General features: G+C 72.4%; 29 protein-coding genes, 1 pseudogene and 1 riboswitch. Of the genes and pseudogenes, 20 read left to right on the top strand and 10 right to left on the bottom strand.

The annotated features are described in order from the left end of the window. The first annotated feature begins 98 nt into the window (after window positions 1-98). Complete coding sequence (locus ABD343_RS36745; protein ID WP_344534699.1) at window positions 99-1,052, top strand: SDR family oxidoreductase; 954 nt, start codon at window positions 99-101, stop codon at window positions 1,050-1,052. On the opposite strand, the gene ABD343_RS36750 is transcribed toward ABD343_RS36745, so the two are convergent. Then, the gene (locus ABD343_RS36750) at window positions 1,049-2,509 is read right to left on the bottom strand and encodes an MFS transporter (RefSeq protein ID WP_344534701.1); all 1,461 of its coding nucleotides are present in this window, start codon (window positions 2,507-2,509) and stop codon (window positions 1,049-1,051) included. The genes ABD343_RS36745 and ABD343_RS36750 overlap by 4 nt on opposite strands. Before the next feature lie 72 nt (window positions 2,510-2,581). Here ABD343_RS36750 and ABD343_RS36755 point away from each other — a divergent pair, with 72 nt between their 5' ends. Continuing rightward, window positions 2,582-3,223 carry a TetR/AcrR family transcriptional regulator gene (locus ABD343_RS36755; protein WP_344534703.1) on the top strand — a complete coding sequence of 214 codons (642 nt, stop codon included), beginning with the start codon at window positions 2,582-2,584 and terminating at the stop codon, window positions 3,221-3,223. 13 nt (window positions 3,224-3,236) lie between these two features. Here ABD343_RS36755 and ABD343_RS36760 read toward each other — a convergent pair whose 3' ends face one another. Then, window positions 3,237-3,626, bottom strand: coding sequence for a MerR family transcriptional regulator (locus tag ABD343_RS36760; protein ID WP_344534705.1), 390 nt, complete (start codon window positions 3,624-3,626; stop codon window positions 3,237-3,239). A gap of 324 nt (window positions 3,627-3,950) precedes the next feature. Here ABD343_RS36760 and ABD343_RS36765 point away from each other — a divergent pair, with 324 nt between their 5' ends. Together ABD343_RS36765 and ABD343_RS36770 are read left to right on the top strand one after the other, a co-directional pair. After that, window positions 3,951-5,453 carry a SulP family inorganic anion transporter gene (locus tag ABD343_RS36765; protein WP_344534707.1) on the top strand — a complete coding sequence of 501 codons (1,503 nt, stop codon included), beginning with the start codon at window positions 3,951-3,953 and terminating at the stop codon, window positions 5,451-5,453. A gap of 209 nt (window positions 5,454-5,662) precedes the next feature. Further along, on the top strand, window positions 5,663-6,025 hold the full coding sequence (locus ABD343_RS36770) for an anti-sigma factor antagonist (protein WP_344534708.1): 363 nt from the start codon (window positions 5,663-5,665) through the stop codon (window positions 6,023-6,025). 185 nt (window positions 6,026-6,210) lie between these two features. Here the strand turns inward: ABD343_RS36770 and ABD343_RS36775 are convergent, their stop codons facing one another. After that, window positions 6,211-6,420 (bottom strand): hypothetical protein, encoded by a 210-nt coding sequence (locus ABD343_RS36775; protein WP_344534710.1) that lies wholly within the window; start codon window positions 6,418-6,420, stop codon window positions 6,211-6,213. A 156-nt stretch (window positions 6,421-6,576) separates the two neighbouring features. On the opposite strand from ABD343_RS36775, the gene ABD343_RS36780 reads away from it, so the two are divergent. From ABD343_RS36780 to ABD343_RS36805, 6 genes are all read left to right on the top strand, one after another. Then, window positions 6,577-7,542 carry a phosphotransferase family protein gene (locus tag ABD343_RS36780; protein WP_344534712.1) on the top strand — a complete coding sequence of 322 codons (966 nt, stop codon included), beginning with the start codon at window positions 6,577-6,579 and terminating at the stop codon, window positions 7,540-7,542. Window positions 7,543-7,605: 63 nt separating this feature from the next. Beyond that, window positions 7,606-8,100: a hypothetical protein gene (locus tag ABD343_RS36785; RefSeq protein WP_344534714.1), complete on the top strand. Its 495-nt coding sequence runs from the start codon at window positions 7,606-7,608 to the stop codon at window positions 8,098-8,100. Next, the gene (locus ABD343_RS36790; protein ID WP_344534716.1) at window positions 8,097-8,399 is read left to right on the top strand and encodes a transcriptional regulator; all 303 of its coding nucleotides are present in this window, start codon (window positions 8,097-8,099) and stop codon (window positions 8,397-8,399) included. Before ABD343_RS36785 ends, ABD343_RS36790 begins: the two co-directional genes overlap by 4 nt. Window positions 8,400-8,546: 147 nt before the next feature. Then, on the top strand, window positions 8,547-8,858 hold the full coding sequence (locus tag ABD343_RS36795) for a hypothetical protein (RefSeq protein ID WP_344534718.1): 312 nt from the start codon (window positions 8,547-8,549) through the stop codon (window positions 8,856-8,858). A 209-nt stretch (window positions 8,859-9,067) separates the two neighbouring features. Further along, window positions 9,068-9,511, top strand: a complete 444-nt coding sequence (locus tag ABD343_RS36800) for a nitroreductase family deazaflavin-dependent oxidoreductase (protein ID WP_344534720.1) — start codon at window positions 9,068-9,070, stop codon at window positions 9,509-9,511. A gap of 78 nt (window positions 9,512-9,589) precedes the next feature. After that, entirely contained in the window at window positions 9,590-10,195 is a 606-nt protein-coding gene (locus ABD343_RS36805) for a hypothetical protein (RefSeq protein WP_344534722.1), read from the top strand. A gap of 34 nt (window positions 10,196-10,229) precedes the next feature. Here ABD343_RS36805 and ABD343_RS36810 read toward each other — a convergent pair whose 3' ends face one another. Further along, window positions 10,230-11,171, bottom strand: coding sequence for an endonuclease/exonuclease/phosphatase family protein (locus ABD343_RS36810; RefSeq protein WP_344534847.1), 942 nt, complete (start codon window positions 11,169-11,171; stop codon window positions 10,230-10,232). 128 nt (window positions 11,172-11,299) lie between these two features. Continuing rightward, window positions 11,300-11,944, bottom strand: coding sequence for a M15 family metallopeptidase (locus tag ABD343_RS36815; protein WP_344534724.1), 645 nt, complete (start codon window positions 11,942-11,944; stop codon window positions 11,300-11,302). Between the two features lie 87 nt (window positions 11,945-12,031). Here ABD343_RS36815 and ABD343_RS36820 point away from each other — a divergent pair, with 87 nt between their 5' ends. Both ABD343_RS36820 and ABD343_RS36825 read left to right on the top strand, forming a co-directional pair. Then, complete coding sequence (locus ABD343_RS36820) at window positions 12,032-12,721, top strand: response regulator transcription factor (protein WP_344534725.1); 690 nt, start codon at window positions 12,032-12,034, stop codon at window positions 12,719-12,721. Continuing rightward, a pseudogene (locus tag ABD343_RS36825) lies at window positions 12,714-13,255 on the top strand (sensor histidine kinase); the annotation flags it as partial. The gene ABD343_RS36820 and the pseudogene ABD343_RS36825, both read left to right, overlap by 8 nt. A gap of 4 nt (window positions 13,256-13,259) precedes the next feature. Here ABD343_RS36825 and ABD343_RS36830 read toward each other — a convergent pair. Continuing rightward, the gene (locus tag ABD343_RS36830) at window positions 13,260-14,012 is read right to left on the bottom strand and encodes a TetR/AcrR family transcriptional regulator (RefSeq protein ID WP_344534726.1); all 753 of its coding nucleotides are present in this window, start codon (window positions 14,010-14,012) and stop codon (window positions 13,260-13,262) included. Between the two features lie 73 nt (window positions 14,013-14,085). On the opposite strand from ABD343_RS36830, the gene ABD343_RS36835 reads away from it, so the two are divergent. The 5 genes from ABD343_RS36835 (at window position 14,086) to ABD343_RS36855 (ending at window position 18,723) form a co-directional block, all read left to right on the top strand. Beyond that, the gene (locus ABD343_RS36835; protein ID WP_344534728.1) at window positions 14,086-14,943 is read left to right on the top strand and encodes an SDR family oxidoreductase; all 858 of its coding nucleotides are present in this window, start codon (window positions 14,086-14,088) and stop codon (window positions 14,941-14,943) included. A 125-nt stretch (window positions 14,944-15,068) separates the two neighbouring features. Next, entirely contained in the window at window positions 15,069-15,443 is a 375-nt protein-coding gene (locus ABD343_RS36840; RefSeq protein ID WP_344534730.1) for a VOC family protein, read from the top strand. Window positions 15,444-15,480: 37 nt separating this feature from the next. Next, window positions 15,481-15,690, top strand: a riboswitch (cobalamin riboswitch). 74 nt (window positions 15,691-15,764) lie between these two features. Next, the gene (locus ABD343_RS36845; RefSeq protein ID WP_344534849.1) at window positions 15,765-16,805 is read left to right on the top strand and encodes an ABC transporter substrate-binding protein; all 1,041 of its coding nucleotides are present in this window, start codon (window positions 15,765-15,767) and stop codon (window positions 16,803-16,805) included. A gap of 41 nt (window positions 16,806-16,846) precedes the next feature. Next, window positions 16,847-17,875 carry a FecCD family ABC transporter permease gene (locus ABD343_RS36850; protein ID WP_425578364.1) on the top strand — a complete coding sequence of 343 codons (1,029 nt, stop codon included), beginning with the start codon at window positions 16,847-16,849 and terminating at the stop codon, window positions 17,873-17,875. Further along, the gene (locus ABD343_RS36855) at window positions 17,872-18,723 is read left to right on the top strand and encodes an ABC transporter ATP-binding protein (RefSeq protein WP_344534731.1); all 852 of its coding nucleotides are present in this window, start codon (window positions 17,872-17,874) and stop codon (window positions 18,721-18,723) included. Before ABD343_RS36850 ends, ABD343_RS36855 begins: the two co-directional genes overlap by 4 nt. A gap of 42 nt (window positions 18,724-18,765) precedes the next feature. On the opposite strand, the gene ABD343_RS36860 is transcribed toward ABD343_RS36855, so the two are convergent. Next, window positions 18,766-18,894, bottom strand: coding sequence for an LPFR motif small protein (locus tag ABD343_RS36860; RefSeq protein WP_344534732.1), 129 nt, complete (start codon window positions 18,892-18,894; stop codon window positions 18,766-18,768). A gap of 261 nt (window positions 18,895-19,155) precedes the next feature. Here ABD343_RS36860 and ABD343_RS36865 point away from each other — a divergent pair, with 261 nt between their 5' ends. Further along, a complete protein-coding gene (locus ABD343_RS36865; protein WP_344534733.1) occupies window positions 19,156-20,304 on the top strand; it encodes an FUSC family protein in 1,149 nt (382 codons plus the stop codon). Between the two features lie 48 nt (window positions 20,305-20,352). Here ABD343_RS36865 and ABD343_RS36870 read toward each other — a convergent pair whose 3' ends face one another. Continuing rightward, window positions 20,353-20,724, bottom strand: a complete 372-nt coding sequence (locus tag ABD343_RS36870; protein WP_344534734.1) for a DUF6479 family protein — start codon at window positions 20,722-20,724, stop codon at window positions 20,353-20,355. A gap of 199 nt (window positions 20,725-20,923) precedes the next feature. Here ABD343_RS36870 and ABD343_RS36875 point away from each other — a divergent pair, with 199 nt between their 5' ends. Beyond that, window positions 20,924-21,325, top strand: coding sequence for a DUF2795 domain-containing protein (locus tag ABD343_RS36875; protein WP_344534736.1), 402 nt, complete (start codon window positions 20,924-20,926; stop codon window positions 21,323-21,325). A 101-nt stretch (window positions 21,326-21,426) separates the two neighbouring features. After that, window positions 21,427-21,861, top strand: coding sequence for a VOC family protein (locus tag ABD343_RS36880; RefSeq protein ID WP_344534737.1), 435 nt, complete (start codon window positions 21,427-21,429; stop codon window positions 21,859-21,861). Window positions 21,862-21,886: 25 nt separating this feature from the next. On the opposite strand, the gene ABD343_RS36885 is transcribed toward ABD343_RS36880, so the two are convergent. Beyond that, window positions 21,887-22,738, bottom strand: coding sequence for a lysozyme (locus ABD343_RS36885; protein WP_344534853.1), 852 nt, complete (start codon window positions 22,736-22,738; stop codon window positions 21,887-21,889). Between the two features lie 73 nt (window positions 22,739-22,811). Further along, a complete protein-coding gene (locus tag ABD343_RS36890; protein WP_344534739.1) occupies window positions 22,812-23,213 on the bottom strand; it encodes a peptidase inhibitor family I36 protein in 402 nt (133 codons plus the stop codon). Between the last annotated feature and the right edge of the window lie 110 nt (window positions 23,214-23,323).

Here is a 23,323-nt window from a genome sequence, read left to right on the forward strand (position 1 = left end):
CCTTTCCACCAAACGTTTGTTAGGTGAGAAGGTAACAGCGATCCCGGCGCCCCGGGAGGGCGGCGTGCTCATCTCGCCCCGGCGAAAGGACACTTGGCATGGCCTCCACGACCGGACTGTGCGCCGGACGCGTCACCGTCGTCACGGGCGCGGGCCGCGGCCTGGGCCGCGCGCACGCGCTCGCCTTCGCCGCCGAGGGCGCGCGGATCGTCGTCAACGATTACGGCGTGGGCCCGGACGGCTCGGCCGCCAGGCGCTCCTCCGGCTCCTCCGGCTCCGGGCCCGCCGAGCGGGTCGTCGAGGAGATCCGCGCCGCGGGCGGTACGGCCGTCGCCCACACCGGCGACATCGCCACCGCCGAGGGCGCCTCCTCGCTCGTCGCCACGGCCCTCGACGCCTTCGGCCGGCTCGACACCCTCGTCAACAACGCAGGGTTCCTCCGCGACCGGATGCTGGTCAACCTCGACGAGGACGACTGGGACGCCGTCGTCCGCGTCCACCTCAAGGGCCATTTCCTGCCGCTCCGGCACGCCGCCGCGCACTGGCGCGCCGAGGCCGGGTCCGGCCGTGCGCCCGCAGCGCGCGTGGTCAACACCAGCTCGGGCGCCGGGCTCCTGGGCAGCGTCGGCCAGGGCAACTACTCGGCGGCGAAGGCGGGCATCCTCGGCCTGACGCTGGTGGCCGCCGCCGAACTGGGCCGGTACGGCGTCCAGGTCAACGCCCTCGCCCCGGCGGCCCGCACCCGCATGACCGAGCAGGTGTTCGCGGACGCCATGGCGGCACCGCCGGGCGACGACGCGGACGCGTTCGACGCCATGGCCCCCGAGAACGTGTCCCCTCTCGTCGTCTGGCTCGGTTCCGCCGCCTCCGCCGGGGTCACCGGCCGCGTCTTCGAGGCCGAGGCAGGGCGGATCACCGTCATGGAGGGCTGGCGCGCGGGCCCCACCGCCGACAAGGGCGCGCGCTGGACCCCGGCCGAGGCGGGAGCGGCGGCGACGGACCTCCTCACCGCCGCCGAACCCCCGCGACCGGCGTACGGGGCCCGCCGCTAGGGGGCGTCCCCGGAAGCGGACGTTCGGGTGGCGGTGGGGGGTGCCGGCAGCGTCGTGGCGAGGGCCGCCACCGTCGCGCACAGGACCGCGAGGCCCAGGAACACCGGCCGGAAGGAGTCGGCCGTGCCGGTGTCACCGGCGGCGAGCGTCACGAGGCCGGCCAGGCCGAGGGCGCCGCCGATCTGCCGGGTGGCGTTCATCAGGCCCGAGGCCGCGCCCGCGTCCTGCCGGGGGATGCCCGAGGTCACGGTCGCGGTGAGCGGGGTGATCAGCAGGCCCATGCCGGTGGACATGACGAGCCCCGGACCGAGCAGCCCGGTCAGATAGCCGCTGTCGGCTCCGGTCCGGCTCTGCCACGCGAAGCCCGCGGCGGACAGCAGGGCGCTCAGCGCGATCAGGGCGCGCGCACCGGTGCGCCGCATCGCGGCCGGGGCCAGACGCGCGGCCGCGATCCCGGCCACGGTGTGCGGCAGGAAGCCCACGCCGGTCGCCAACGCGCCGTAGCCCAGGACCTCTTGCATGGAGAGCGAGAGGAAATACCACATGGGGATGAAGCAGGCCCCGGCCAGCAGCATGACCAAGTTGCCCGTACGGACAGCCCGTTGCCGCAGCAGCGCCGGGGGCAGCAGCGGAGCCGTCGCGTACCGCGTCTCGACGACGGCGAACGCCGACAGCGCCACCGTCCCCAGGCCCAGCGCGGCGAGCGTCGTCGCGCCGCTCCAGCCGTGCGTCCGGGCCTGCGTCACGCCGTGCACCACCGCCGTGACGCCGACGGTCACCAGCACCGCGCCGGTGACGTCCAGCCTGCGGCGCGCGCTCCGCGCCCCGTCGGCGGGCAGGAAGCGGAGGGCGGTGAGGGCGGCGAAGGCGCCGATGGGGACGTTGATGAGCAGGATCCAGCGCCAGGAGAGCGCGTCGGTGAGGACCCCGCCGATGAGATTGCCCGCCGCGCCTCCCGCGGAGCTGACGGCGGTCCACACCGCCAGCGCCCGGGTACGGCTCTCGCCCTCGGGAAAGCCGGTGGTCAGGATCGTCAGAGTGGCGGGGGCGAGCACGGCGGCGCCCAGACCCTGCACGGCGCGCATCGCGACGAGGATGCCGGGCGTGGTGGCGAGGCCGCCGACCAGGCTGGACGCGGAGAAGAGCGCAAGCCCCCACAGGAAGACCCGGCGGCGGCCGTACAGGTCGGCCAGGCGTCCGCCGAGCAGCAGGAACCCCGCGAACACCAGCGCGTAGCCGCCCACCACCCACTGCAGGCCCACCGCGTCGAAGCCCAGAGCCGAACGGATCGACGGCAGCGCGACGTTCACCACGGACACGTCGAGCACCACCATGAACTGCGCCGCGCACGCCAGCCACAGCACCGCCGAGGACGCGCGCCGTGCCGACTGCCCCGGCGGCCGGGCGGCACCCGCCTCGGTGCCCTCGCTCCCCGCGTCCGTGTCGCGGAATCCCATGACTCCCCGCCTCCCACCGCTCGCCGCGTTTTGATGATACATATGTACCATCAAAAGTGAGGGAGGGGCGAAGTGCCCAAGCGAGTCGATCACGCCCGGCGGCGGGCGCACATCGCCGATGCGCTGGTCCGGCTGGCCGCGCGCGAGGGCCTGCACGCGGTGACGATGCGCGGCGTCGCCGCGGAGGCCGAGGTGTCGGTGCGACTGGTGCAGTACTACTTCGAGAGCAAGGGAAAGCTCATGCACGCCGCCCTGGAGCGGCTGGAGGAGCAGAGCCACCAGCGCTGGTCGGCACGGCTGGCGGGGATGCGCCGCCCGGTGACGACGCGCGCGTTCGTCGACGCGTTCCTCGCCGAGGCGCTCCCGACCGACGGGCCCAGCCGCGACTTCCACCTGGTGTGGACCTCGTACGCGACGCTGGCCATGACGGACCCGGAGCTGGCGGCCCAGCCCTTCGTCGCCGGACCCGACCGGCTGGAGCGGCGGTTGGCCGAGGCGCTGCGCCGCGCGCAGGACGACGGGGCGCTCGGCCCGGGCCGGGACGCCCGGAGCGAGGCCGCGCTGCTCCTCGCCCTCGGGCACGGCCTGGGGACCAGCGTCCTCGTGGGTCAGCGCACCCCGGAGGCGGCCCGCACGATCCTCCGCGCCCACCTCGACCAGCTCTTCGCGGCGCCGGACGTGACGAGCGCGCCGGGGGACGCCCGTAAGGCATAGCGGTGGGGCAGCCCTACGGGAGGCGTGCGGCGAGCGTGGCGGCGAATTCCTCCGCGCGGGCGAGCTGGGTGCGCAGGTCGGCGACCCGGCGCTGCGCGGCCTCCTCGAAGCCGCGGATCCGCTCCAGCAGCGCCGTCCGCTCGCCGTCGGGCAGCTCCTCGCCGGAGTCGAGGCGGTCCGTGGCCGCGAGCAGGTCGCGCATCTCGTCGAGGGTGAAGCCGAGGGGCTTCATGCGGCGGATGACCATCAGCCGTGCGACGTCCGACTCGGTGTAGAGCCGGAAGCCGCCCTGGGAGCGGGCGGAGGGGGTGACGAGGCCGGTCTCCTCGTAGTGCCGGATGGTGCGCAGCGACAGCTCGGTGCGCGTCGCGACCTCGCCGATCTGCATGTGCTCGCCGCTCACGCCGTTCGCCTTCCTCGTCCTCGGGCGGGTTCGATCTCTACCCTAACGTCAGGGTAGAGTTGCCGGAGACGGGAGCGACGGCCCTGCCGTCCGCCCCGTCCGCGGTGCGGGAAATTGTCCCCCGCGCCTCCCCACTCCCCGCACCGGGGGCGACGAGGCCTCCGGTGACGGCCACGCCGTCGCGTTGGCCGTGCCACCGCGACGGCCGCGTCGCCGTGCCGGGGCGTCCCCGCCGTACGTACGTCCATCCGTACGCCCTGTCCGCTGCCTGCTGTCCTGCCGGCCGTGGACGCGGCGTGCCCGAGCCCGACAGGTGCCCTTCCTTTGTCCTCACCCGCACTGTCCCCGAGCGCGCGGCTGCGCGGTCTCCGCCCTGCCTGGCTGTCCCCGAAGGTGCTGCGTACCGAGGTGCTGGCCGGGCTGGTCGTGGCGCTGGCGCTGATACCCGAGGCGATCTCGTTCTCGATCATCGCCGGGGTCGATCCGGCGGTCGGCCTGTTCGCGTCGTTCACGATGGCCGTGACGATCGCGGTCGTCGGCGGGCGGCCCGCGATGATCTCGGCGGCGACGGGCGCGGTGGCCCTGGTCATCGCGCCGCTCAACCGCGAGCACGGGCTCGGGTACCTGGTCGCCGCCGTGATCCTGGCCGGGGTCTTCCAGGTCGTCCTCGGCGCGCTGGGGGTGGCGAAGCTCATGCGGTTCGTGCCGCGCAGCGTGATGGTCGGCTTCGTGAACTCCCTCGCGATCCTGATCTTCCTGGCGCAGGTGCCGGAGATGCACGACGTGCCGTGGCCCGTCTATCCGCTGCTCGCGGGCGGACTGGCGCTGATGGTGCTCTTCCCGAAGGTCACCAAGGTGGTCCCGGCGCCGCTGGTCTCCATCGTCGTGCTGACGGTGATCACGGTTGCGGCCGGGATCGCGGTGCCGACCGTCGGCGACAAGGGCGAGCTGCCCTCCTCGCTGCCCGTACCCGGGCTGCCGGACGTGCCGTTCACGGTGGAGACGCTGACGACCGTCGCCCCGTACGCGCTCGCCATGGCCCTGGTCGGGCTGATGGAGTCGCTGATGACGGCGAAGCTCGTCGACGAGATCACCGACACCCGCTCCTCCAAGACCCGCGAGTCGATCGGCCAGGGCGTCGCCAACATCGTCACCGGCTTCTTCGGCGGCATGGGCGGCTGCGCGATGATCGGCCAGACGATGATCAACGTACGGGTCTCCGGCGCCCGTACCCGCCTGTCCACCTTCCTGGCGGGGGCCTTCCTGATGGTGCTGTGCGTCGTCTTCGGGCCGGTCGTCTCCGACATCCCGATGGCCGCGCTGGTCGCGGTGATGGTGATGGTGTCCTTCGCGACCTTCGACTGGCACTCCCTCGCGCCGAAGACCCTCAAGCGCATGCCCGCCGGGGAGATCACGGTCATGCTCGTGACCGTCGCCTGCGTGGTCGCGACCCACAACCTGGCCATCGGCGTCGTCGTCGGCACCCTCACCGCCATGGTCATCTTCGCCCGCCGCGTCGCGCACCTGGCCGACGTCACCGCCGTCACCGACCCCGAGGGCGGGTCCGTGGTCTACTCCGTCACCGGCGAACTCTTCTTCGCCTCCTCCAACGACCTGGTCGGCCGCTTCGACTACGCGGGCGACCCCGACAAGGTCGTCATCGACCTGACCGCGGCCCACATCTGGGACGCCTCGTCCGTCGCCGCCCTCGACGCCATCGAGACGAAGTACGCCCAGCGCGGCAAGACCGTCGAGATCATCGGCCTCAACCAGCCCAGCGCCCACCTCCACTCCAAGCTCACCGGCGCACTCACCGGCAGCCACTGACGGAAGGGGCTCCTTCTCCCGAACCTGCAATTATCTGTTCCACGAGGGGAATTCGGCGGGGAAAATGGATTCATCCCGTCCGGACAGGTGAGAGCGGGCGGGAGAAGGGGAATGGTGTATTTCTCCGCAGAATCAGGACGCTGATTCGCGCACATGCGATTCCGGAACGCTGTCGGCCCAGACCCCCAGCGCATCGAAGAGCACATGCCATGGAGTACGGAACCCTCAGCCACAGCCTCAACTTCCGTTTCAGCACCCGCCGGATCTCCGGCCGTACCGTGATCGAGTTCCACGGCGAACTCGACATCGCGGCGGAACACGACGCGACCCCGCGTCTGGACGCGGCGACGGCCCTTCCCGCCCCGCGGATCGTGCTGGACCTCACCCACGCCGAGTTCCTGGACTGTTCGGGACTGCGCATGGTCGAACGTGTGCACCGGCGCGTCGGAGCACAGGGCGGCTCCTTGCGCCTCGTCTGCCCTCATCCCCGCATGCTGTGGCTCCTGGGCGAGGCGGGACTCGACCGTGCCGTCCGTCCCGTGCCCACGCTCGCGGAGGCGCTGGCCCCCTGAGGTCCGCCTGAGGTCCCTGAGGTCCCTGAGGTCCGCGCCGCGAATATTCCCGTGCGGTTCGGCAGGGACGTGTGCATGATTCCCAGGGCCTCGGCACGGCCTCCGGCACCCGTACTCGTGCCCGCGTACGGCCCGTACGCCCGTACGCCCGTGCGTCGATACGGATGCCGGAGGCCGCGCTGCGGTCAGAAGTTCGGGCCGACGAGGAGCCCCTTCGTGTGGCTGCCGCCACCGGCCGCCACGGGGCCCGCCTTGGCCATGGAGGCGTCGGACGCCTTGAGGGCGATGCCCGCCATCGGGTCGCCCCCGGCCGGTGCGGCGGACGCGGAGCCCGCGGCCCCGAGGAGGGCGGCTCCGGCGATCAGGACGGCGGCGAGGGCCTTGGTGGTCTTCATGGGGAACTCCTCGATCGTTGCTGTTCAGGGCGTAGAAGAGCTGCCTGGCCTGGATCCCGGATATGCACGGACGACCGAGGAGTCACTCCGCCGGGTGCGCCCACCCGGCGCACCGCACGGCCCCGCCGGACGGATGAGAGACGAGGAGAAGACGCGATGAGCGACCAGGAGTACGCCCGGGAGACGGCGGGCGTCCGGCCGTTGACCATGGCTTGGGCGGAGCGGCAACTGGGGGACGGCGAACGCATCGTCAGGGCCGAGGCGCTGCACGGCGGCATCACCGCCGAGGTGTGGCGCCTCACCGTCCGTACGCGGAACGGCGGCACCCGTCATCTGGTGCTGCGGACCTTCGCCGACACGTTCGACGCGGGGCGTGCCGAGGGCTGGCTGACCAGGGAGGTCGAGGCGCTGACCCTGCTCGCGGGGACCGACGTTCCGGCCCCCGCGCTGGTCGCGGCCGATCCCGCCGCCGAACAGTGCGCGAATCCGTCGCTGCTGCTGGCCCATGTGCCCGGCCGGACCGTCCTCGACGACGAGGGGGTGGAGGAGCGCGTCCCGCTGCTGGCGCGCCAGCTCGTGGCGATCCACGCCCTGCGGCCCGCCGAACGGCCCCGCCCGTACGAGGCGTTGACGACCGCCGAGACCGTGGTCGTGCCGAGGGGCGCCGACGCGGGGGCGTGGGCGGCGGCCGTCGACGTGATCCGTGAGCCCCCGCCGCCGTACGAGGGGTGTTACCTGCACCGGGACTTCCAGCCCGGCAACGTGCTGTTCGCCGTGCCGCCGACGGGGCGGGCGGGCACCCGTATCACCGGCGTCATCGACTGGGCGCAGCCCTCCTGGGGCCCGGCGGACCTCGATGTGGCGCACTGCGCCACCGTCCTCGCGCTGCTGCACGGCCCGGCGTGGGGCCTGCGGTTCACCGAGGCCTACGAGGAGGCGGGCGGGGCCCTCGCCGCGCGCCCGGACGCACGGCTGTACTGGCGGGTGCGGGACGCGTTGTCGTCCTCGGAGGAGGTACGGGAGGTGGCGGAGGCCTGGCGGAAGGCGGGGAGGCCGGAGCTGACGACGCGGGCCGTGGAGGAGCGGCTGGACGCCTACGTCATGGCCCTGCTGGGGGCGTGACGTGTTTCCGTAGCGGAAATTCGAGTCTTGCCGCAATGGAAACTCACGGCTACTGTTTCCGGCATGGAAACCAACGGGGGAGTCCGTCCGACCGCTCGGCAGGCCAGCGCGGCCCTGGCGGACATCCAGCACGTCCAGGCGGCCACCGCCGCCCTCTCCGCGACGCCGTGGCCACGCTGGTTCACCGCCACGCTCACGCTCTACACGGCGGCCCTCCCGCCCGTCTACGGGGGAGTGGTGGCGAGCCCGCAGTGGCTCCTGCCGCCCTTCACCTGGGGCGTCATCATGGGCCTCCTCACCGTGGGATATCTGGCGCTCTTCGCGGTCGCCGGGGCCAACTGGCGCCGGAAGACGGGGGTCGCGCTCCGTATGGACGTCCTCCCCCGCCCCGCCGTGCTGTCGCTCCTCATCGGGCTCCCGGCCCTGCTGCTGGGCTCGGTGGCGCTCTTCCGCCTCACCGCGCAGCCCGCGTGGCTGTTCGCCGCCTCCGCCCTCGGGGCCGGGGCCTCCCTCGCCGCGCACCTCGCCTTCGTCCGCCTGCACCGGAAGGCCGTATGACGTCCCCCGCCCGTGCCGGTGACGGCTTCGACGCCACGATCCACGCGCCGAACCGCCTGCGCATCTGCGCCCTGCTCGACACCGCGGGCGAGGCCGAGTTCGGGGTCGTCCAGCGCCAGCTCGACGTCTCCGCCTCGGTGCTGAGCAAACACGTGACGGTCCTGATGGACGCCGGATACGTCGAGCAACGCAAGGCCGTACGCGACACCCGCCAACGCGTCTGGCTGACCCTCACCCCCGAGGGCCGCAAGGCCTACGAGGCCCACCGGGCCGCGCTGCGCGCGATCGTCGGCGAGTGACGGGACGCTCCGCCCCGGTGAACCGGTCGGGGGGGCTGGCCCCTCCCGTCCCGGCGGCTCCGGAGCGCGGTGCCCGGCCGTGTGCCGGGCGCCGTCGGGGTAGCGTGGCTCGCGAGACGTACCGGGACCGCAGCGTGAGAGGGCCGCATGCCGCACCAGGACGGGGAGGGTGGGGGCGGCGGGGCTTCCGGGGCTCCCGGGACTCCCGGGGCGGCCGGCAACCGGCCGGGGGAGCTGTCCCTGGCCCTGGGGATCGTCGCCCTGCTGGGCTCGTTCTTCCCCGTGATCGGCGACTTCGTGGCCGCACCCCTGGGGGTGCTCGCTCTTCTGCTCGGGGCGCGAGGGGTCTGGAACAGCGAGCGGGGCCGGGCCACGAACTTCGGGCCCTCCCTCATCGGCGCCACCCTCGGCGCCCTGGCGGTCCTGATCGCCGCGCTCATGTTCGCCGTGACCCGCTGACCGCCGTCACGGTCGCGGTCGTGTCGAGACGCCGCACCGGCTCCGTCCCCGGGACAGGAGCGGCCGCCGACGGGCCGCGCGGGTCACGGGGGCCGAACCGGTGGGCGAGGTGGCGCGGTGCAAGGACATCTGCCGTCCTGCTATGTCCGCGGCCCCGAAGGCAGCATCATCGGGCTGGTCGAAGAACTTCACTGAAGGGACCGTCCGCCATGGCAGTCGCCGATGACCTCGACCGCGCCACCGACTCGCAGTGGGACTGGGTCGCCGAGCAGACCCGAACCTATCTGGCCTCGGGCGGCACCGAGGGGCACGAGATGAACGGCGTCCACACGCTCGTGCTCGCCACGACCGGACGCCGGACCGGCACTCCGCGCCGCACGTGCCTGATCTACGGCACCGCGGGCGACGACTTCGTCGTCGTCGCCTCCAAGGGAGGCGCCGACGAGGACCCGGCATGGTTCAAGAACCTCCGGGCCGAACCGAGCGTCGGGGTCCAGGTCGGCCCCCGCCGGTTCACCGCCCGGGCCCGGGTCGCCTCCCCGGCCGAACGCGAGACCCTCTGGCGCCAGATGGCCGGCATCTTCCCGCTCTACGACGAATACGCGCGCAAGACCGAGCGCGAAATCCCCGTCGTCCTGCTGACTCCGCAGTAAATGCCCGCCCCGACCGGGCACTAGGCTGCGCCCCCGGAACCGTATGCCGAGGGCGAAGAGAAGCGCGAAAGGAGCCGAATGGTGCAGCCCAGTGACATACAGGCGCATGTGGTCTTCATGGTGGACTCCGACACGGAGGAGCCCTGGTTCCCCATGCCCCTGGGGGAAAAGCATGACGACTGGCGCGAGAACTGGGCCGGGGAATGCGCCAGGGCGATGCTGCTCCTGCACGGGGAGAGGCCGAAGCGGCGGAACGTGAAGAAACTCCGGGACTGGCTCGTGGACTTCTCGCGGCTCTTCTCCTCGTTCCCGGCGCACTACGCGTACCTCTTCGCGCCCGAACCCGGCAAACCGCCGCACCAGGCGTTCGCCGTCGTCAGCGCCATCGAGGGGGACCGGGAGACGGAACTGCGCACGATGGTCCGGGGCAACGCGGAAGAGCTGTCGCATCCCTTCGCGCCGGAGGCCTTCCCGGGCGGGCGGCTCGGTGAGGGGATGCGCGCCGTCAACCGCTGGCACGACCGGGAGGCGGGGCCCATGATCTCCGTCCGGTACGGCTGGCGGGTGGAGGAGTCCGGCGTCGACGTCGTCTTCTACGTGGTCGGACACGAGGTGGACTTCATCACCGCGCACCTCGCCGACTTCGACGCGTACGCCCGCACGCTGTACCTCAAGGAGCTGTGAGCGCGAGGGGCGGCGGGCACCGCCCGGGCGGCGTTCACCAGTCGATCCCGGCCGCCACCGGCAGATGATCGCTGCCGGTGGCGGGCAGCACCCACGAGCCCTTCGGCTCCGCGCCCCGCACGAGGATCTGGTCGATCCGCGCCACGGGGAACGACGCGGGCCAGGTGAAGCCGAAGCCGTCCCCGGCCTCCTCCTGCGCCGAGCGCAGCCGCGAGGTGAGACCGGCGAACGCGCGGTCGTCCACGGTGCCGTTGAGGTCGCCGAGCAGCACCACGCGCCTGTTGCGCTCGGCGGCCACGGCCCTGGCGAGCGCCCTCGCGTTACGGTCGCGGGTGCCCGTCGCGAAGCCTTCGCCGGGGAGCACCCGTACGGACCCCAGGTGCGCCACGTACACCGCGAGCGGCCCCCGGTCCGTGGCCACCGTCGCGCGCAGTGCCCGGCTGTCGGCCATCCTGGCGGCCTCCGGCTTGGTGTCCGCGAGCGGCCCGACGTCGGTCTCGGTGTCGACGGCGCGGACGTCCGACAGCGGCCGCTTGCTCCACAGCCCGACCGTGCCCCGCACGGCGTGGTGAGGATAGGCCTTCGCCAGCGCCTTCTCGTACCGCGGCCTCGCCTCGGGGGTGATCTCCTCCAGGGCGAGTACGTCCGCGCCGGAGGCGGTCAGGTCGCGGGCGGTGGCGGCCGGGTCGGGGTTGTCGGCGCCGACGTTGTGACTGGCCAGGGTGAGGGCGCCGCCCGCGTGGGACTTGTCGGTGAGCAGACCCCCGAAGAGGCTCAGCCACACCACGGCCGGGAGCAGCAGCGCGACCGCCGCGGAGGCGGAGCGCCGCCACACCGCCCCGGCCAGCAGCACGGGGACGAGCAGGCCGGACCACGGCAGGAAGGTATCCACCAGGCTGCCGAGGCCTCCGCGGTCCGTGAGGTGCGTGTGCAGCAGCAGGAGGAGCCCGAGCAGGAGTGCGAGCGCCGCGAGCAGCCTGCCGCGTTTCCAGGGCCCGGCTGTCGGGGTCTGTTCCGCCGCGCCGACGGGTTCGGCCGTGTCGGCCCGTTCGGCCGTGTCGACGGGTTCGGCCGTGTCGGCCCGTTCGGCCGTTTCTGTGCCGGTCACTTCCGCATCCTCGGGTCGTGGGTGGGGTCGGCGTACATGCGGGGGCAGCCCTGGTCGGTAGCTTCGGGGCGCAGCTCGTAGTGCCAGGGCTCGTTCCGGTAGATCTGGCAGAGCCCGTACGCGGCGCCGTGCCCGGAGAGCCATTCCGTGGCGTCGGAGCGCCCGAGATCGACGGCCTCTCCCGACACATGGGGTGACGTCTTCGGGGTGGCCACCCATTGGGCGGCCTCGGATTCGGAGCCGTACTCGGATATCGCTTTCCGGAGCAGCTCGTCCTGGTATTCCGGGGAACGCCAGCCGCTGTTGACATAGAGGATGACCCCGTCGCCCGCGGCGTCCTCGGCGGCCCGCTGAAGGGCCTTGAGTAATTCCGGCCCGAGTCTGCTCACCGCCGGAATGCGGCCGCCGAGAACCGTCGTCCCGTCGGGAACGGCGCCGTCGGCCTCGCCCAGCGGGCCGTGGGGTTTCCCGCCGGGGAACTTCGAGGCCGAGGCGGCCGGGGGAGGAGCGGAGGACGAGGAGTTCTCCGCCTCGTAGCCGAGGGCCGCGGCGGCCGTGGCGACGAGGGCGATGAGACCGACGACGAGACGCCGGTGAATCCGCTGGGCCAGGGTGCGCGACGAGGATGTTGTGTGATTCATGCGGCCAGTCAAGGCCCCGCCGTGTTGCCGGCACGTATGGGATTTTCGATACGCCGACGATATGCGCCGCCCCGTAGCATCGGGAGCATGCGCGTGCTGATCGTCGAGGACGAGCCCTTCATGGCGGAAGCCATCCGTGACGGCCTGCGCCTGGAGGCGATCGCGGCCGACATCGCGGGCGACGGCGGCACGGCCATGGAACTGCTGGGTGTCAACGCCTACGACATCGCCGTCCTCGACCGCGACATCCCCGGGCCGTCCGGTGACGAGATCGCCCAGCACATCGTGGCCTCCGGCAATGGCATGCCGATTCTCATGCTGACCGCCGCCGACCGGCTCGACGACAAGGTCACCGGCTTCGAACTCGGCGCCGACGACTACCTGACGAAACCCTTCGAGATCCAGGAACTGGCGCTCAGGCTCAGGGCCCTGGACCGCAGGCGTGCCCACAACAGGCCGCCCGTGCGGGAGATCGCGGGCCTGCGTCTCGACGCGTTCCGCAGGGAGGTCTTCCGGGACGGCCGCTATGTCGCGCTGACCCGGAAACAGTTCGCCGTGCTCGAAGTCCTCGTCGCCGCGGAAGGCGGGGTCGTCAGTGCCGAGGAACTTCTGGAACGGGCATGGGACGCGAATGCCGACCCGTTCACCAATGCCGTACGCATCACCGTCTCGGCACTGCGCAAACGCCTCGGGGAACCCTGGGTCATCGCCACCGTGCCGGGCGTGGGATACCGCATCGACACGGCCTCCGGAAACGGAACCGAGAATGGCCACTGAGGCAGCCGCGTCCATGGTGTTCCTGCTGGTATTCGGCCTCGTGGGCGGGTGGATCCTCGCGGGCAGCATGCTCTCCCCGCTGGCCAGGATCTCGGACGCCACCCGTTTGGCCACGAACGGTTCCCTCTCCCACCGCATCCGGCTGCCGGGCCGAAGGGACGAATTCCGGGAACTCTCCGACGCGTTCGACGTGACGCGCACAACGCGATCGTCCACAACCTGCCCGAGGGAGGCCTCGTGCGGGTCCACACCGGCACCGGCACCGGCGTCCGCCCCGAGGCCGTGACGCTCACCGTCGAGAACACCGGCGAGAGGCTCGCCCCGGACACGGTCGCGACGCTCACCGAGCCGTTCCAGCGCGGCACCGAACGCATCCACGCCGACCACGCGGGCGTCGGCCTCGGGCTGGCGCTCGTCAAGACCATCGTCCAGGCCCACGACGGCACACTGACCCTCGCCCCGCGCCCCGCCGGCGGCCTCCGCGTCACCGTGGAACTGCCGGCGACGGCGCCGCGCGGGGAGGGTCAGGCCTGACCGGTCAGCGGTTCCGCTCGGCCATGGCGGCGATTCCGTCGAGCAGGGCGCGCAGGCCGAGGTCGAAGGCGTTCGCGGCGGCCTCGGCCGCGTCGCGGTCGAAGCCGCCGTCGTGCCAGGTCTGCGCGATCGCCGGGTAGCGCGCCGGGTCGAAGAAGCTCTCCCAGAACACCTGGCGCTCGGCCCACCACGCCTCGTCGGACTGCCCGCTGAGCCGCTCGGCACGGCCGTGCTCGGCGAGGTTGGCGGCCGCGCCGTCGACGAAGGTGACCAGGGAGTCGCTCGCCGCGGACATCTCGGCGGCGGGCAGCCCGGCCGTGGACAGGGCCGCCAGCAGGAAGTTGTCCCGGGCGAGCAGCCCGGGGCCCAGGGGTGGCCGTACGGTCGAGACCGTCCGCAGCCACGGGTGGCGCTCGTGCAGGGCCACGGTCTGCTTCGCGTAGTGCTCGATCCGGGCGCGCCACGGGCCCGAGGGGGTCAGGTCGAGTTCCTGCCGGGCGGCATCGACCATCAGGTCGACCAGTTCGGCCTTGCCGGGCACGTGGCTGTAGAGCGTCATCGTGCCGACCCCGAGGGACGCGGCGACCCGGTCCATGGTCATGGCGTCGGGCCCCTCGCGGTCCGCCAGCGCCACGGCCGCCGCGACGATCTTCTCCAGCGAGACCTTGGGCGGCCTGCCGCGCCCCGACCGGGCCCGCGGGGAACGCCAGAGCAGGCGCAGGGTCTCCCGGGGGTCTCCGCCGCCGCTGCGTTCCATCGGGCCTCCTTCTTTTCCGTAGATGGTACGGTAAAGAATATCCGTAGGGCGTACGGAAAAAGGGAGGGCACACGTGCGAGTGCTGGTCACCGGGGCGACCGGGAATGTGGGACGGCATGTGACAGCGGGTCTGGTCGAGGCGGGGGTACGGGTGCGGGCGCTGACCAGGGACCCGGCGAGGGCGGATCTGCCCGGTGCGGAGGTCGTCCGGGGGGACCTCACGGAGCCGGCGAGCGTGCCGTTCGACGGCGTGGACCGGATGTTCCTCTTCCCGGAGCCGTCGACGGCGAAGGAGGTCGTCGCGCGCGCCGCGCGGGCGGGTGTCCGGCGGATCGTCGTGCTCTCGTCGGGCGCGGTGACCGGCGGCTTCGACAGGACCTTCCATCCGCCGGTCGAACGTGCCGTGGAGGAGTCGGGGCTGGAATGGACGCACCTCCGGCCGGGCGAGTTCGCGGCCAACAAGCTCGCGCTGTGGGGGCCGTCGATCCGGGCCGAGCGCGTGGTGCGGGACGCGAATCCGGACGCGGCCTGGTTCCCCGTGCACGAGCGGGACGTCGCCGACGTGGCGCTGAAGGCCCTGCTGGAGGACGGGCACCACGGCAGGGCGTACGACATCAACGGGCCGGAGTCGATCAGCTCGCGCGACCAGGTCAGGGCCATCGCCGACGCGCTCGGCGAGGAGATCGCGTTCGAGCGGGTCACCCCGGCGGAGGCGCGCGAGATCTACGCGCGGATCGGCGGACTCGCCGCCGAGGCCGCGGACTTCCTGCTGGGCTTCACCGATTACGACGGCAATCCGGCCGACCCGGCGGACATCGAGGACTTCGACCCCGACGCCCTGGGCCCGCTGCCGACCGCCGAGGCCGTGACGGGCCGCCCGGCCCGCACATTCGCCCGGTGGGCACGCGACCGGGCGGAGGACTTCCGCTGACGGCGCCCCCTGTACGCCGTACGCCGCCCGCCGTACGCCGCGATGTGGAACGCTGAGCGGCACGCGGGGAGGTGGCGTACGGCGCGTACGCCGCGGAAGTGGCCACGGGGACAAGGAGTGCCGGAGTGATTCGGAAGCTGCAGGCTGTCGCGTTGGACTGTGCCGATCCGGTACGGCTGGCGGAGTTCTACGCGGAACTGCTCGGTGGCCGGGTGGTGTCCGACCCGGGCGACCTCGACTGGGTCGAGGTCCACGGGTTCGAGGGGACGCCGCTCGCGTGCCAGCGGGTGGACGGCTACCGGCCGCCCGCCTGGCCCGGACAGGAGCACCCGCAGCAGCTCCACCTGGACTTCGACGTGGACGACCTCGACGGCGAGGAGGCGCGCGCTCTCGCCCTCGGCGCGACCGTGCTGGAGCGGACCGACGAGATCCACCCGGAGGCCAACTGGCGGGTGTACGCGGACCCGGCGGGCCATCCGTTCTGCCTCTGCGTGCACTGAGCCCCCTCGGGCGGGGCCTCGGGCGCGGGAGCGTGATTGATACGCTGCCGGGGCCAGTCGTGCCTGCCGAGGCCAGGGAATCCGGTGGAAATCCGGAACTGACGCGCAGCGGTGAGGGGGACGGGCGGGGCAGTAGACGCCACTGGGGCGGAGCGGGCGGGCCGAGCGGCCGGCGCGCGAGGCACCGGGAAGGCGCCCCGTCCGGACGAACCCGAGTCCGAAGACCTGCTGGCACCGCGGCGCCCGACGCGTCGCGGAACCATGTAGGCCAGGCTCCGCGTTCCCGAGCCCCGACAGCACAAGGTCATATCCGTGTTCCGCATGCCCCTGTTCCGTGCCCGGCGTGGCGCGGCACTCCTGCTCGCCCCTGTTCTCCTGCTCACCGCGTGCGGAGGTGGCGGGGGCGGTGCCGCACAGCAGAAAGCGGCGGCCCACGGCTACCCGCGCACCCTCAGCAACTGCGGCCACGAGGTCGAGTTGAGGACGGCGCCGCGCCGCGCGGTCTCCCTCAACCAGGGCACGACGGAGATCCTGCTCTCCCTCGGCCTCGAAGACCGGCTGGCCGGCACTGCCACCTGGACCGACCCGGTGATGAAGGGGCTGGGCAAGGCCAACCGGTCCGTGCCGCGGCTCGCCGACAACAACCCCTCCTTCGAGAAGGTCCTGGACTCCGAGCCCGACCTCGTCACCGCCTCGTTCGTCTCCACGCTCGGCAGGGGCGGAGTCGCCACCCGCGAGCAGTTCGAGAAGCTCGGCGTGCCGACGTACGTCTCGCCGTCCGACTGCGCCGCGGGCAAGGACAACGGCAGCGGCGGCGACGGGTCGCGCAGCAGGCCGCTCGGGCTCGGCACCGTCTACGGCGAGATACGCGACCTGGCCCGGGCCTTCGGCGTCGAGAAGCGCGGCGACCGGCTCGTCGCGCGGCTCAAGGAGCGCGTACGGAAGGCCACCGACGGCCTCGAAGTCCGCGACACCACCCTCATGTACTGGTTCGCCAACGCCCAGTCGCCCTACCTCGCCGGCTGCTGCGGCGCGCCCGGCGCGATCACCCGCGCCGTCGGCGCGAAGAACGCCTTCTCCGACACCCGGGACGAGTGGCCGCAGATCAACTGGGAGACGGTGGCCGACCGGGACCCGGACGTCATCGTCCTCGGCGACCTGACGAGGAAGTCCGAGACGGCGGAGAGCGCGAAGGCCAAGATCGCGTACCTGGAGAAGAACCCCTCCACCCGGCACCTGACGGCGGTGCGCGAGAAGCGGTACATCCTGCTCAGCGGGCAGGCGATGAATCCCTCGATCCGCACCGTCGAAGGAGTCGAGCAGGTCGCCGACGGCCTGCGCGACCTCGGGTTCGCCAAGTGACGGGCCTGACCGGGGCCCGCCGGGGGACGGGCGTACCGCGGATCCGCCCGGCCACGGGCGTCCGTACGCCGCTGCTGCTGTCCTGCGCGGGCCTCGCGGCACTGGCCGTGTCGGTCGCCTTCGCGGTGACCATCGGGCCCGCCGACATCTCCACCGCCGACGTGTGGACATCGGTCGCGGCCCACTTCCGAGGGGAGCGGAGCGCGCTCACCCCGCTGCGGGACGGCATCGTGTGGAACCTGCGGATGCCGCGCACCGTGCTCGCCGCGATCTGCGGCGCAGGACTCGCGCTGTGCGGCGCCGTGATGCAGTCGCTGCTGCGCAACTCGCTCGCCGACCCCTTCGTGCTGGGCGTCTCCTCCGGCGCCTCCACGGGCGCGGTCGCCGTGGCCGTGCTCGGGACGGGGGCGGGGGCGGTGTCGCTGTCCGGGGGCGCCTTCGCGGGGGCGCTGCTGTCCTTCGCGATGGTCCTGGTGCTGAGCCACACGCTGGGCGCGAGCCCCGACCGCGTCGTGCTGTCCGGCGTGGCCGCCATGCAGCTCTTCTCGGCGCTGACCTCGTTCATCGTGCTGACGTCCGCGGACGCCGAGACCACCAAGGGCGTGCTGTTCTGGCTGCTCGGCTCGCTCTCCGGGGCCGGCTGGGGCCAAGTGCTGCTGTGCGCGGGCGTACTGGCCGTCGCCCTCGTGGTCTGCCTGGGGCACGCGACCACGCTGGACGCCTTCGCCTTCGGCGAGGAGGCCGCCGCCGGGCTGGGCGTACGGGTGGGCCGTGCCCGTCTCGTCCTGCTGTGCGTGACCGCGCTGCTGACCGCGGCGCTGGTGAGCTGCGCCGGGGCGATCGGCTTCGTCGGCCTGGTGCTCCCGCACGCCACCCGCGCGCTCACCGGGCCGGGCCACGCCCGTCTGCTGCCGGTCACGGCGCTGGCCGGGGCCGTGTTCCTGGTGTGGGTGGACACCCTCGCCCGCACCGTGGTCGATCCCCAGGAGGTGCCGGTGGGCGTGGTCACGTCCCTCATCGGCGTCCCGGCCTTCGTGGCCGTTCTCTACCGCGACCGGAGGCGGGCATGAGCACGAACGAACGGACACGGCGCCCGGAAATCGCAGGCCCCGAGCCCGCGCCCGGCCCCGACCCCGGGCTGCGCGCCGAGCGCGTGGGGCGGCGCGCCGACGGCCGCCTCATCGTCGACGGCGTCACGCTCTCCCTCCGCCCCGGCGAGACGGTCGGCCTGCTCGGCCCCAACGGCTCGGGAAAGTCGACACTGCTGCGTCTGCTCTCCGGCGTGCTCGCCGCCTCGACGGGGGTCGTCACCCTGGAGGGCAGGCCCCTGCCGCAGGTCGGACGCCGCGCCACCGCGCGCCGGGTGGCCGCCGTCGAGCAGCACGCGCACACCCAGACGGAGCTGACCGTCCGCGAGGTCGTGGCCCTGGGCCGTATCCCGCACCGCCGCGCGTGGTCCCCGGCCCCGGGCGCCGACGGACCGGCCGTCACGGACGCCCTGGAACGTACGGGCCTGACCGGCCGGGCCGCCCAGTCCTGGCACACCCTCTCCGGCGGCGAACGCCAGCGCGCCCAGATCGCCCGGGCGCTCGCCCAGGAGCCCCGCGAACTCCTCCTCGACGAGCCCACCAACCACCTGGACATCCAGCACCAGCTCGACCTGCTCGACCTCGTCGTGAGCCTCCCGGTCACCACGGTGATCGCCCTGCACGACCTCAACCTCGCCGCGATGTACTGCGACCGCCTGCTCGTCCTCCGCGACGGCCGCACCGTGGCCGAAGGCACCCCGGCCGACGTGCTCACTCCCTCCCTCATCCAGGACGTCTACGGCGTACGCACGGAGGTCACCCACGCCCCCGGTCACCCCGTCATCCGCTACCTCCGCCACCGGACGGCCGCGCCGCCGACCGGTCAGTAACCTCGGGACGGCCGTAGGAGACGGACGGCCCGCGGCCGCGCTTCAGTGGCGGCCGTGCGCGCTGCGGGACGCCCCGCCCAGGAGCCGGGCCACGGCGCGGAACGGCAGCGTCACCACCGTGGCGATGGCGCCGCCGATGGCCCTGAGCACGTCTGCGATGGCTTTGAGCATGATGCCTCCTCCTCCGGCTTCTCGTCCCGGAGCGGGTGACCGCCTCATGACGCGGGAAACCGCGGCACGGGCAACGGCGGGTCCGCGGCCTCATGTGTGCGGCTCCCCGTGCGGTCCACCCGGACACCGGAGAGGAGGCCGGGAGACGCAGCGCTCCCGGCCCGGCAACGGGAAAGGAATCGGGGGCAAGGTCGGACGATGGGCCGCGAACGTACCTCCGTGACGGAGCGTCGGCGCCGCGTGCGCGCGTGGGCGTCTCGGGTGAGACAGCCCGGGGGACTGGAGCGCCAGACGCTGGAGCTGATCGGCAAGAGCGCCCTCGCGGCGAGCATCTCCTGGTACCTCGCCCATGACGTCATGGCCGCGACGTCCCCGGCGTTCGCGCCGTTCTCCGCGGTGCTCATCACGCAGGTGACCGCCTACCAGTCGCTGCACCAGGCGCTGCGCTACCTGGGCGCCGTGGGCCTGGGGGTCTTCGTCCAGGCGGGCCTGGGGCTACTGGCCGGGCCCGACCTGCTGACGTTCGTCCTGGTCGCGCTGATCGCCCTGGTCATCGGGCGGTGGCCGACGCTGGGCCCGCAGGGCGGCCAGGTGACGACGGCGGCCTTCTTCGCGTTCTCCGCGTACGCCGCGGCGAGCGGCACGGCACAGCGGCTCACCCAGCTCGGCGAGATCCTCGCCCTGGTCGGTATCGGCTGCGCGGTCGCGCTCGTGATCAACCTCGGCGTCTGGCCGCCGGTCCGCTACCGCCGGGCCGAGCATGGGATCCGCATGCTGGCCCAGGCCCTGGTCGGGCTCCTGGACGACATCCACCCGGCGCTGCGCGACGAGGACTGGGACGAGGAGCGCTCCGACAACTGGCGGAAGCGCGCCACTGCCCTGGGCACCACGGTCACGCACAGCCGCTCGGCCTTCGCCACGGCCTGGGAGAGCCGCTTCTACAACGCGCGCCGCCACCTGCCCGGCAGCACCCATGACCAGGGGCTGGACAACTATCAGGCGTTGATCGACGCCCTGGAACGCGTCACCTACCAGGTGGCGTCGATGACGCGCACGCTGAGCAAATGGCGCCGCGAGGAGGACGGCGAGGAGAGCCGCGGCTTCCTGACGGACTACGCGGACCTGCTCGAAGCGCTCGCGAGGATCATCTGCCGGTTCGCCGAGATCGACGGGAAGGATCTCGCGCAGCAGGCCCGGGAGGCGTGCGCCTGTGCCGAGACGGCGCGGGACAAGCGCGAGGAACTGGTCGCCGGCGCCCGCCGGACCGAGCTGCCGCTGAGCGACCCCTCCCAGCCGTACGGGATCCTCCTGGCGGAGGCGACCCGGTTGATGGACGAGGCCCAGTACGCCTGCGACGTCCTGCGTCACGTCGTCGACGGGACCGCGCGGCACAGCGCTGGTACCAGGTGAGACCGCGCCGACGCTCCGGCACCGGGCGAGGCGCTCCGGAGGGGGGCGTCAGGCGCTCCCGGGGCCGCCGCTGCCGAAGGAGCCGCTGTTCCCCGGCGTCCACCTTCTGTGCCCGTGGCCCTCCGGGGAGTCGTCGGTGGCCGAGCCGTAGTCGCGGACGCCCTCGTGGGGGAGGCGCCGCACCCCGTCGCGGGGCATCTCGTCGGGCATGCGGGATTCCTGGACCTCGCCGACCGGCCCCGTTTCGGGCAGCCTCGGCTGGGATTCCGGGGAAGGGGGCGCGGGCTCGCGGCGGCGTATTCTCTTGCCGAGCCACACCGCCCCGATCAGGGCGATGACGATCCCGATGCCCAGCAGCAGCGGCACGATGCCGACCAGATGGTCGCGCATCACCGCCAGGTCCTGCGCATATGTTTCCATCGGTTCCGGGCTCCTTCCCGAGCACCGCTCCGACCAGCACTCCTGTACGCGCTCGCCGCACGGTGCCTGCCGGGTTACCCGCGTTTCCCGGCACACACGGATCGCCCGATACCCACCTTTTTCCGGAGGGTCGCGCGTATACGCCGTACGGAGCGTGGCACCCGCCCGGGGAATTCGATTCGAGGGAAGGGGATCGGAAATGACGCAGCACGGCAGGGACAAGATGAGCCCGGTACGTGACGACGAGATCAAGAAGGAGATGCAGGGGGAACTCAAGGCGGACCGCGCGCTCCGGGTCGAGGAGGAACACGAGCTCCAGCCCGCGGGTGACGACCAGCCCGAGGCCGGGCGCGCCCCGGAGGCCCCGCTGGCCACCTCGGAGAGCGTGGCGCTGCGCAGCGACCTGGCCCGCCATCTGGAGCGCGGGATCTATCCGGCGGACCGTTCCGCGGTCCTCGCCTGCCTGCGGCGCAACCACGCCCCGGACCGCCTCCTCGACGTGGCCGCCCGCCTCCCGGCGGGGGACACGTTCACCAATGTGCAGGACCTGGCGGACGCGCTGGGCCTGGAGACGGAGGAATCCGGCGGGCGTACGGCCTGAAAGCCCTCCGCAACGTGACAGGAGGTGTCGTCATTCGGTGAGACCTTGATCCGACGACCTCCGGGCGGCCCGGGCGGTCACGCGACGCGAGAGGGTCTCTGGTGGGATCTCGGATCAATCCGTGCCTCATGTTCGACGGCGACGCCCGGCAGGCGATGGAGTTCTACCGGCAGATATTCGGGGGCGAACTGGAGCTGGGAACCGTCGCGGACTTCGGCTCACCGGACGCGCCCGACGCCGACAAGGTCATGCACTCCCGGCTGGACACCCCCGCCGGACACACGCTGATGGCGTGGGACTTCCCCGCACACAGGCCGGGCCACCCGCCCTACCGGCCGGGGAACGACGTGGCGGTCTTCCTGGGCGGCGACGACGAGAGCGAACTGCGCGGCTACTTCCAGAAGCTGTCCGAGGGCGGAACCGTCACCCTGCCGCTGGAACGGCAGCTCTGGGGCGACGAGGCGGGCTCGGTCGTCGACCGGTTCGGGATCACCTGGATGTTCAACATCAGCGCCCGGCGCCCCGGCATGCCGTAAGGCATCCGGGGCGCCGGGCGGGGCGTCAGCCGTTGGCGAGGGCTTTGACGCGCTTCAGCGAGCCGTTGAATCTGTTGTGGTCCCCGACGGTCGGACCGCGCGAGGTGTACTGCCACATCGTGTGGAACTTCCAGCCGGCCGGGAGGGGCCCGACGGACGAGGCGTAGCGCGCGACCCACAGCGGGTGGCGGGAGGCGAAGCCGCCGTAGTTGCCGGTGCAGCGCTTCCACCAGTTGGTGGAGGTGTAGATGACGGCCTGGCGCCCGGTGCGGGCCTTGTACCGGTTCAGGAAGTCGCGGATCCAGGAGACGAGCTGACGGGACGACTTGCCGTAGCAGGTCGATCCGTAGGGGTTGTACTCGATGTCGAGCACGCCCGGCAGCGTCTTGCCGTCCTTGGACCAGCCGCCGCCGTGCTTGACGAAGTAGTTCGCCTGGGTGGCGCCGCTCGACGTGTTCGGGGTCGCGAAGTGGTAGGCCCCGCGGATCATGCCCGACTTGTACGAGCCGTTGTACTGCTGGGCGAAGTACGGGTTGCGGTAGGACTTGCCCTCGGTGGCCTTGACGTAGGCCCACTTGACGCCGCTCTTCCTCAGGGTCCGCCAGGCGACGTTGCCCTGATGGCTGGAGACGTCCACGCCCTCGGTCCGGGCGACGCGGGTGGAGACGGGCGCACCGTGGGTCCCCTCGTGGAGGAGGACCCCGGCGCCCATGTGGGCCGAGCCCGGGCTCGGCCTCGTCTCGTTGGTGTCCCCGGCCGGCGCGGAGACCGCGGAGGTCGCGGGCAGGGTCAGCAGGAGCAACTGGGAGGTGAGCAGGGCTCCTGAGGCGAGCAGACGGCGGTGGGACCTGGACGCGGCTGCGATGGAGTTGTGCATGGGCCACATCTGATCGTGTGTCACCGCCCGGCGCACCTCGCGTTAGGCCAGACGGGCCCCGCACGCCGCCCGGTCAGCGCCAGTAGACCGAGCTGGCCCTGTTGTCGAAGTTGTTGTTGGAGAAGGTCTTGTCGTAGCTGACCGGCTTCGCCGTGTACTGGATGCCCGAGTAGTTGGCGAGCTGGAAGAGGATGATCTCGGAGCCCGTCTGGTTCGCCATCGAGCTGGCCTTGTTGTCGAAGCCGCGGGCCGCGAGGTCCGGGGTCTTCTGCCGCTCGGGAATGACGAGCCGGGAGCCCCCGTAATTGTCGTACTGGAAGAGGCACAGGCTCACCGACGGGCAGGAGAACTGGAGCTGCGCGTCCTGGGCCGAGGCCGTCCCCTCCTCCTGGGCGTACGCGGCCGAGGCCGTGCCCAGCAGCGAGGCCGCACCCAACGACAGGGCCCCCAGGGCCCCGACGAACTTGCGCTTCATGAAGCCATCCTTCATTTGCCAGAGAGAATGCCAAAGAATCGGGCTTCGATTTCCGGAGAGCCCGCGTGAAGATGAGTAAAGCAGCAAATCAGAGGGTGGTAAAGAGAGTT

The organism is Streptomyces albiaxialis, from assembly GCF_039530985.1.
Classification (GTDB): domain Bacteria; phylum Actinomycetota; class Actinomycetes; order Streptomycetales; family Streptomycetaceae; genus Streptomyces; species Streptomyces albiaxialis.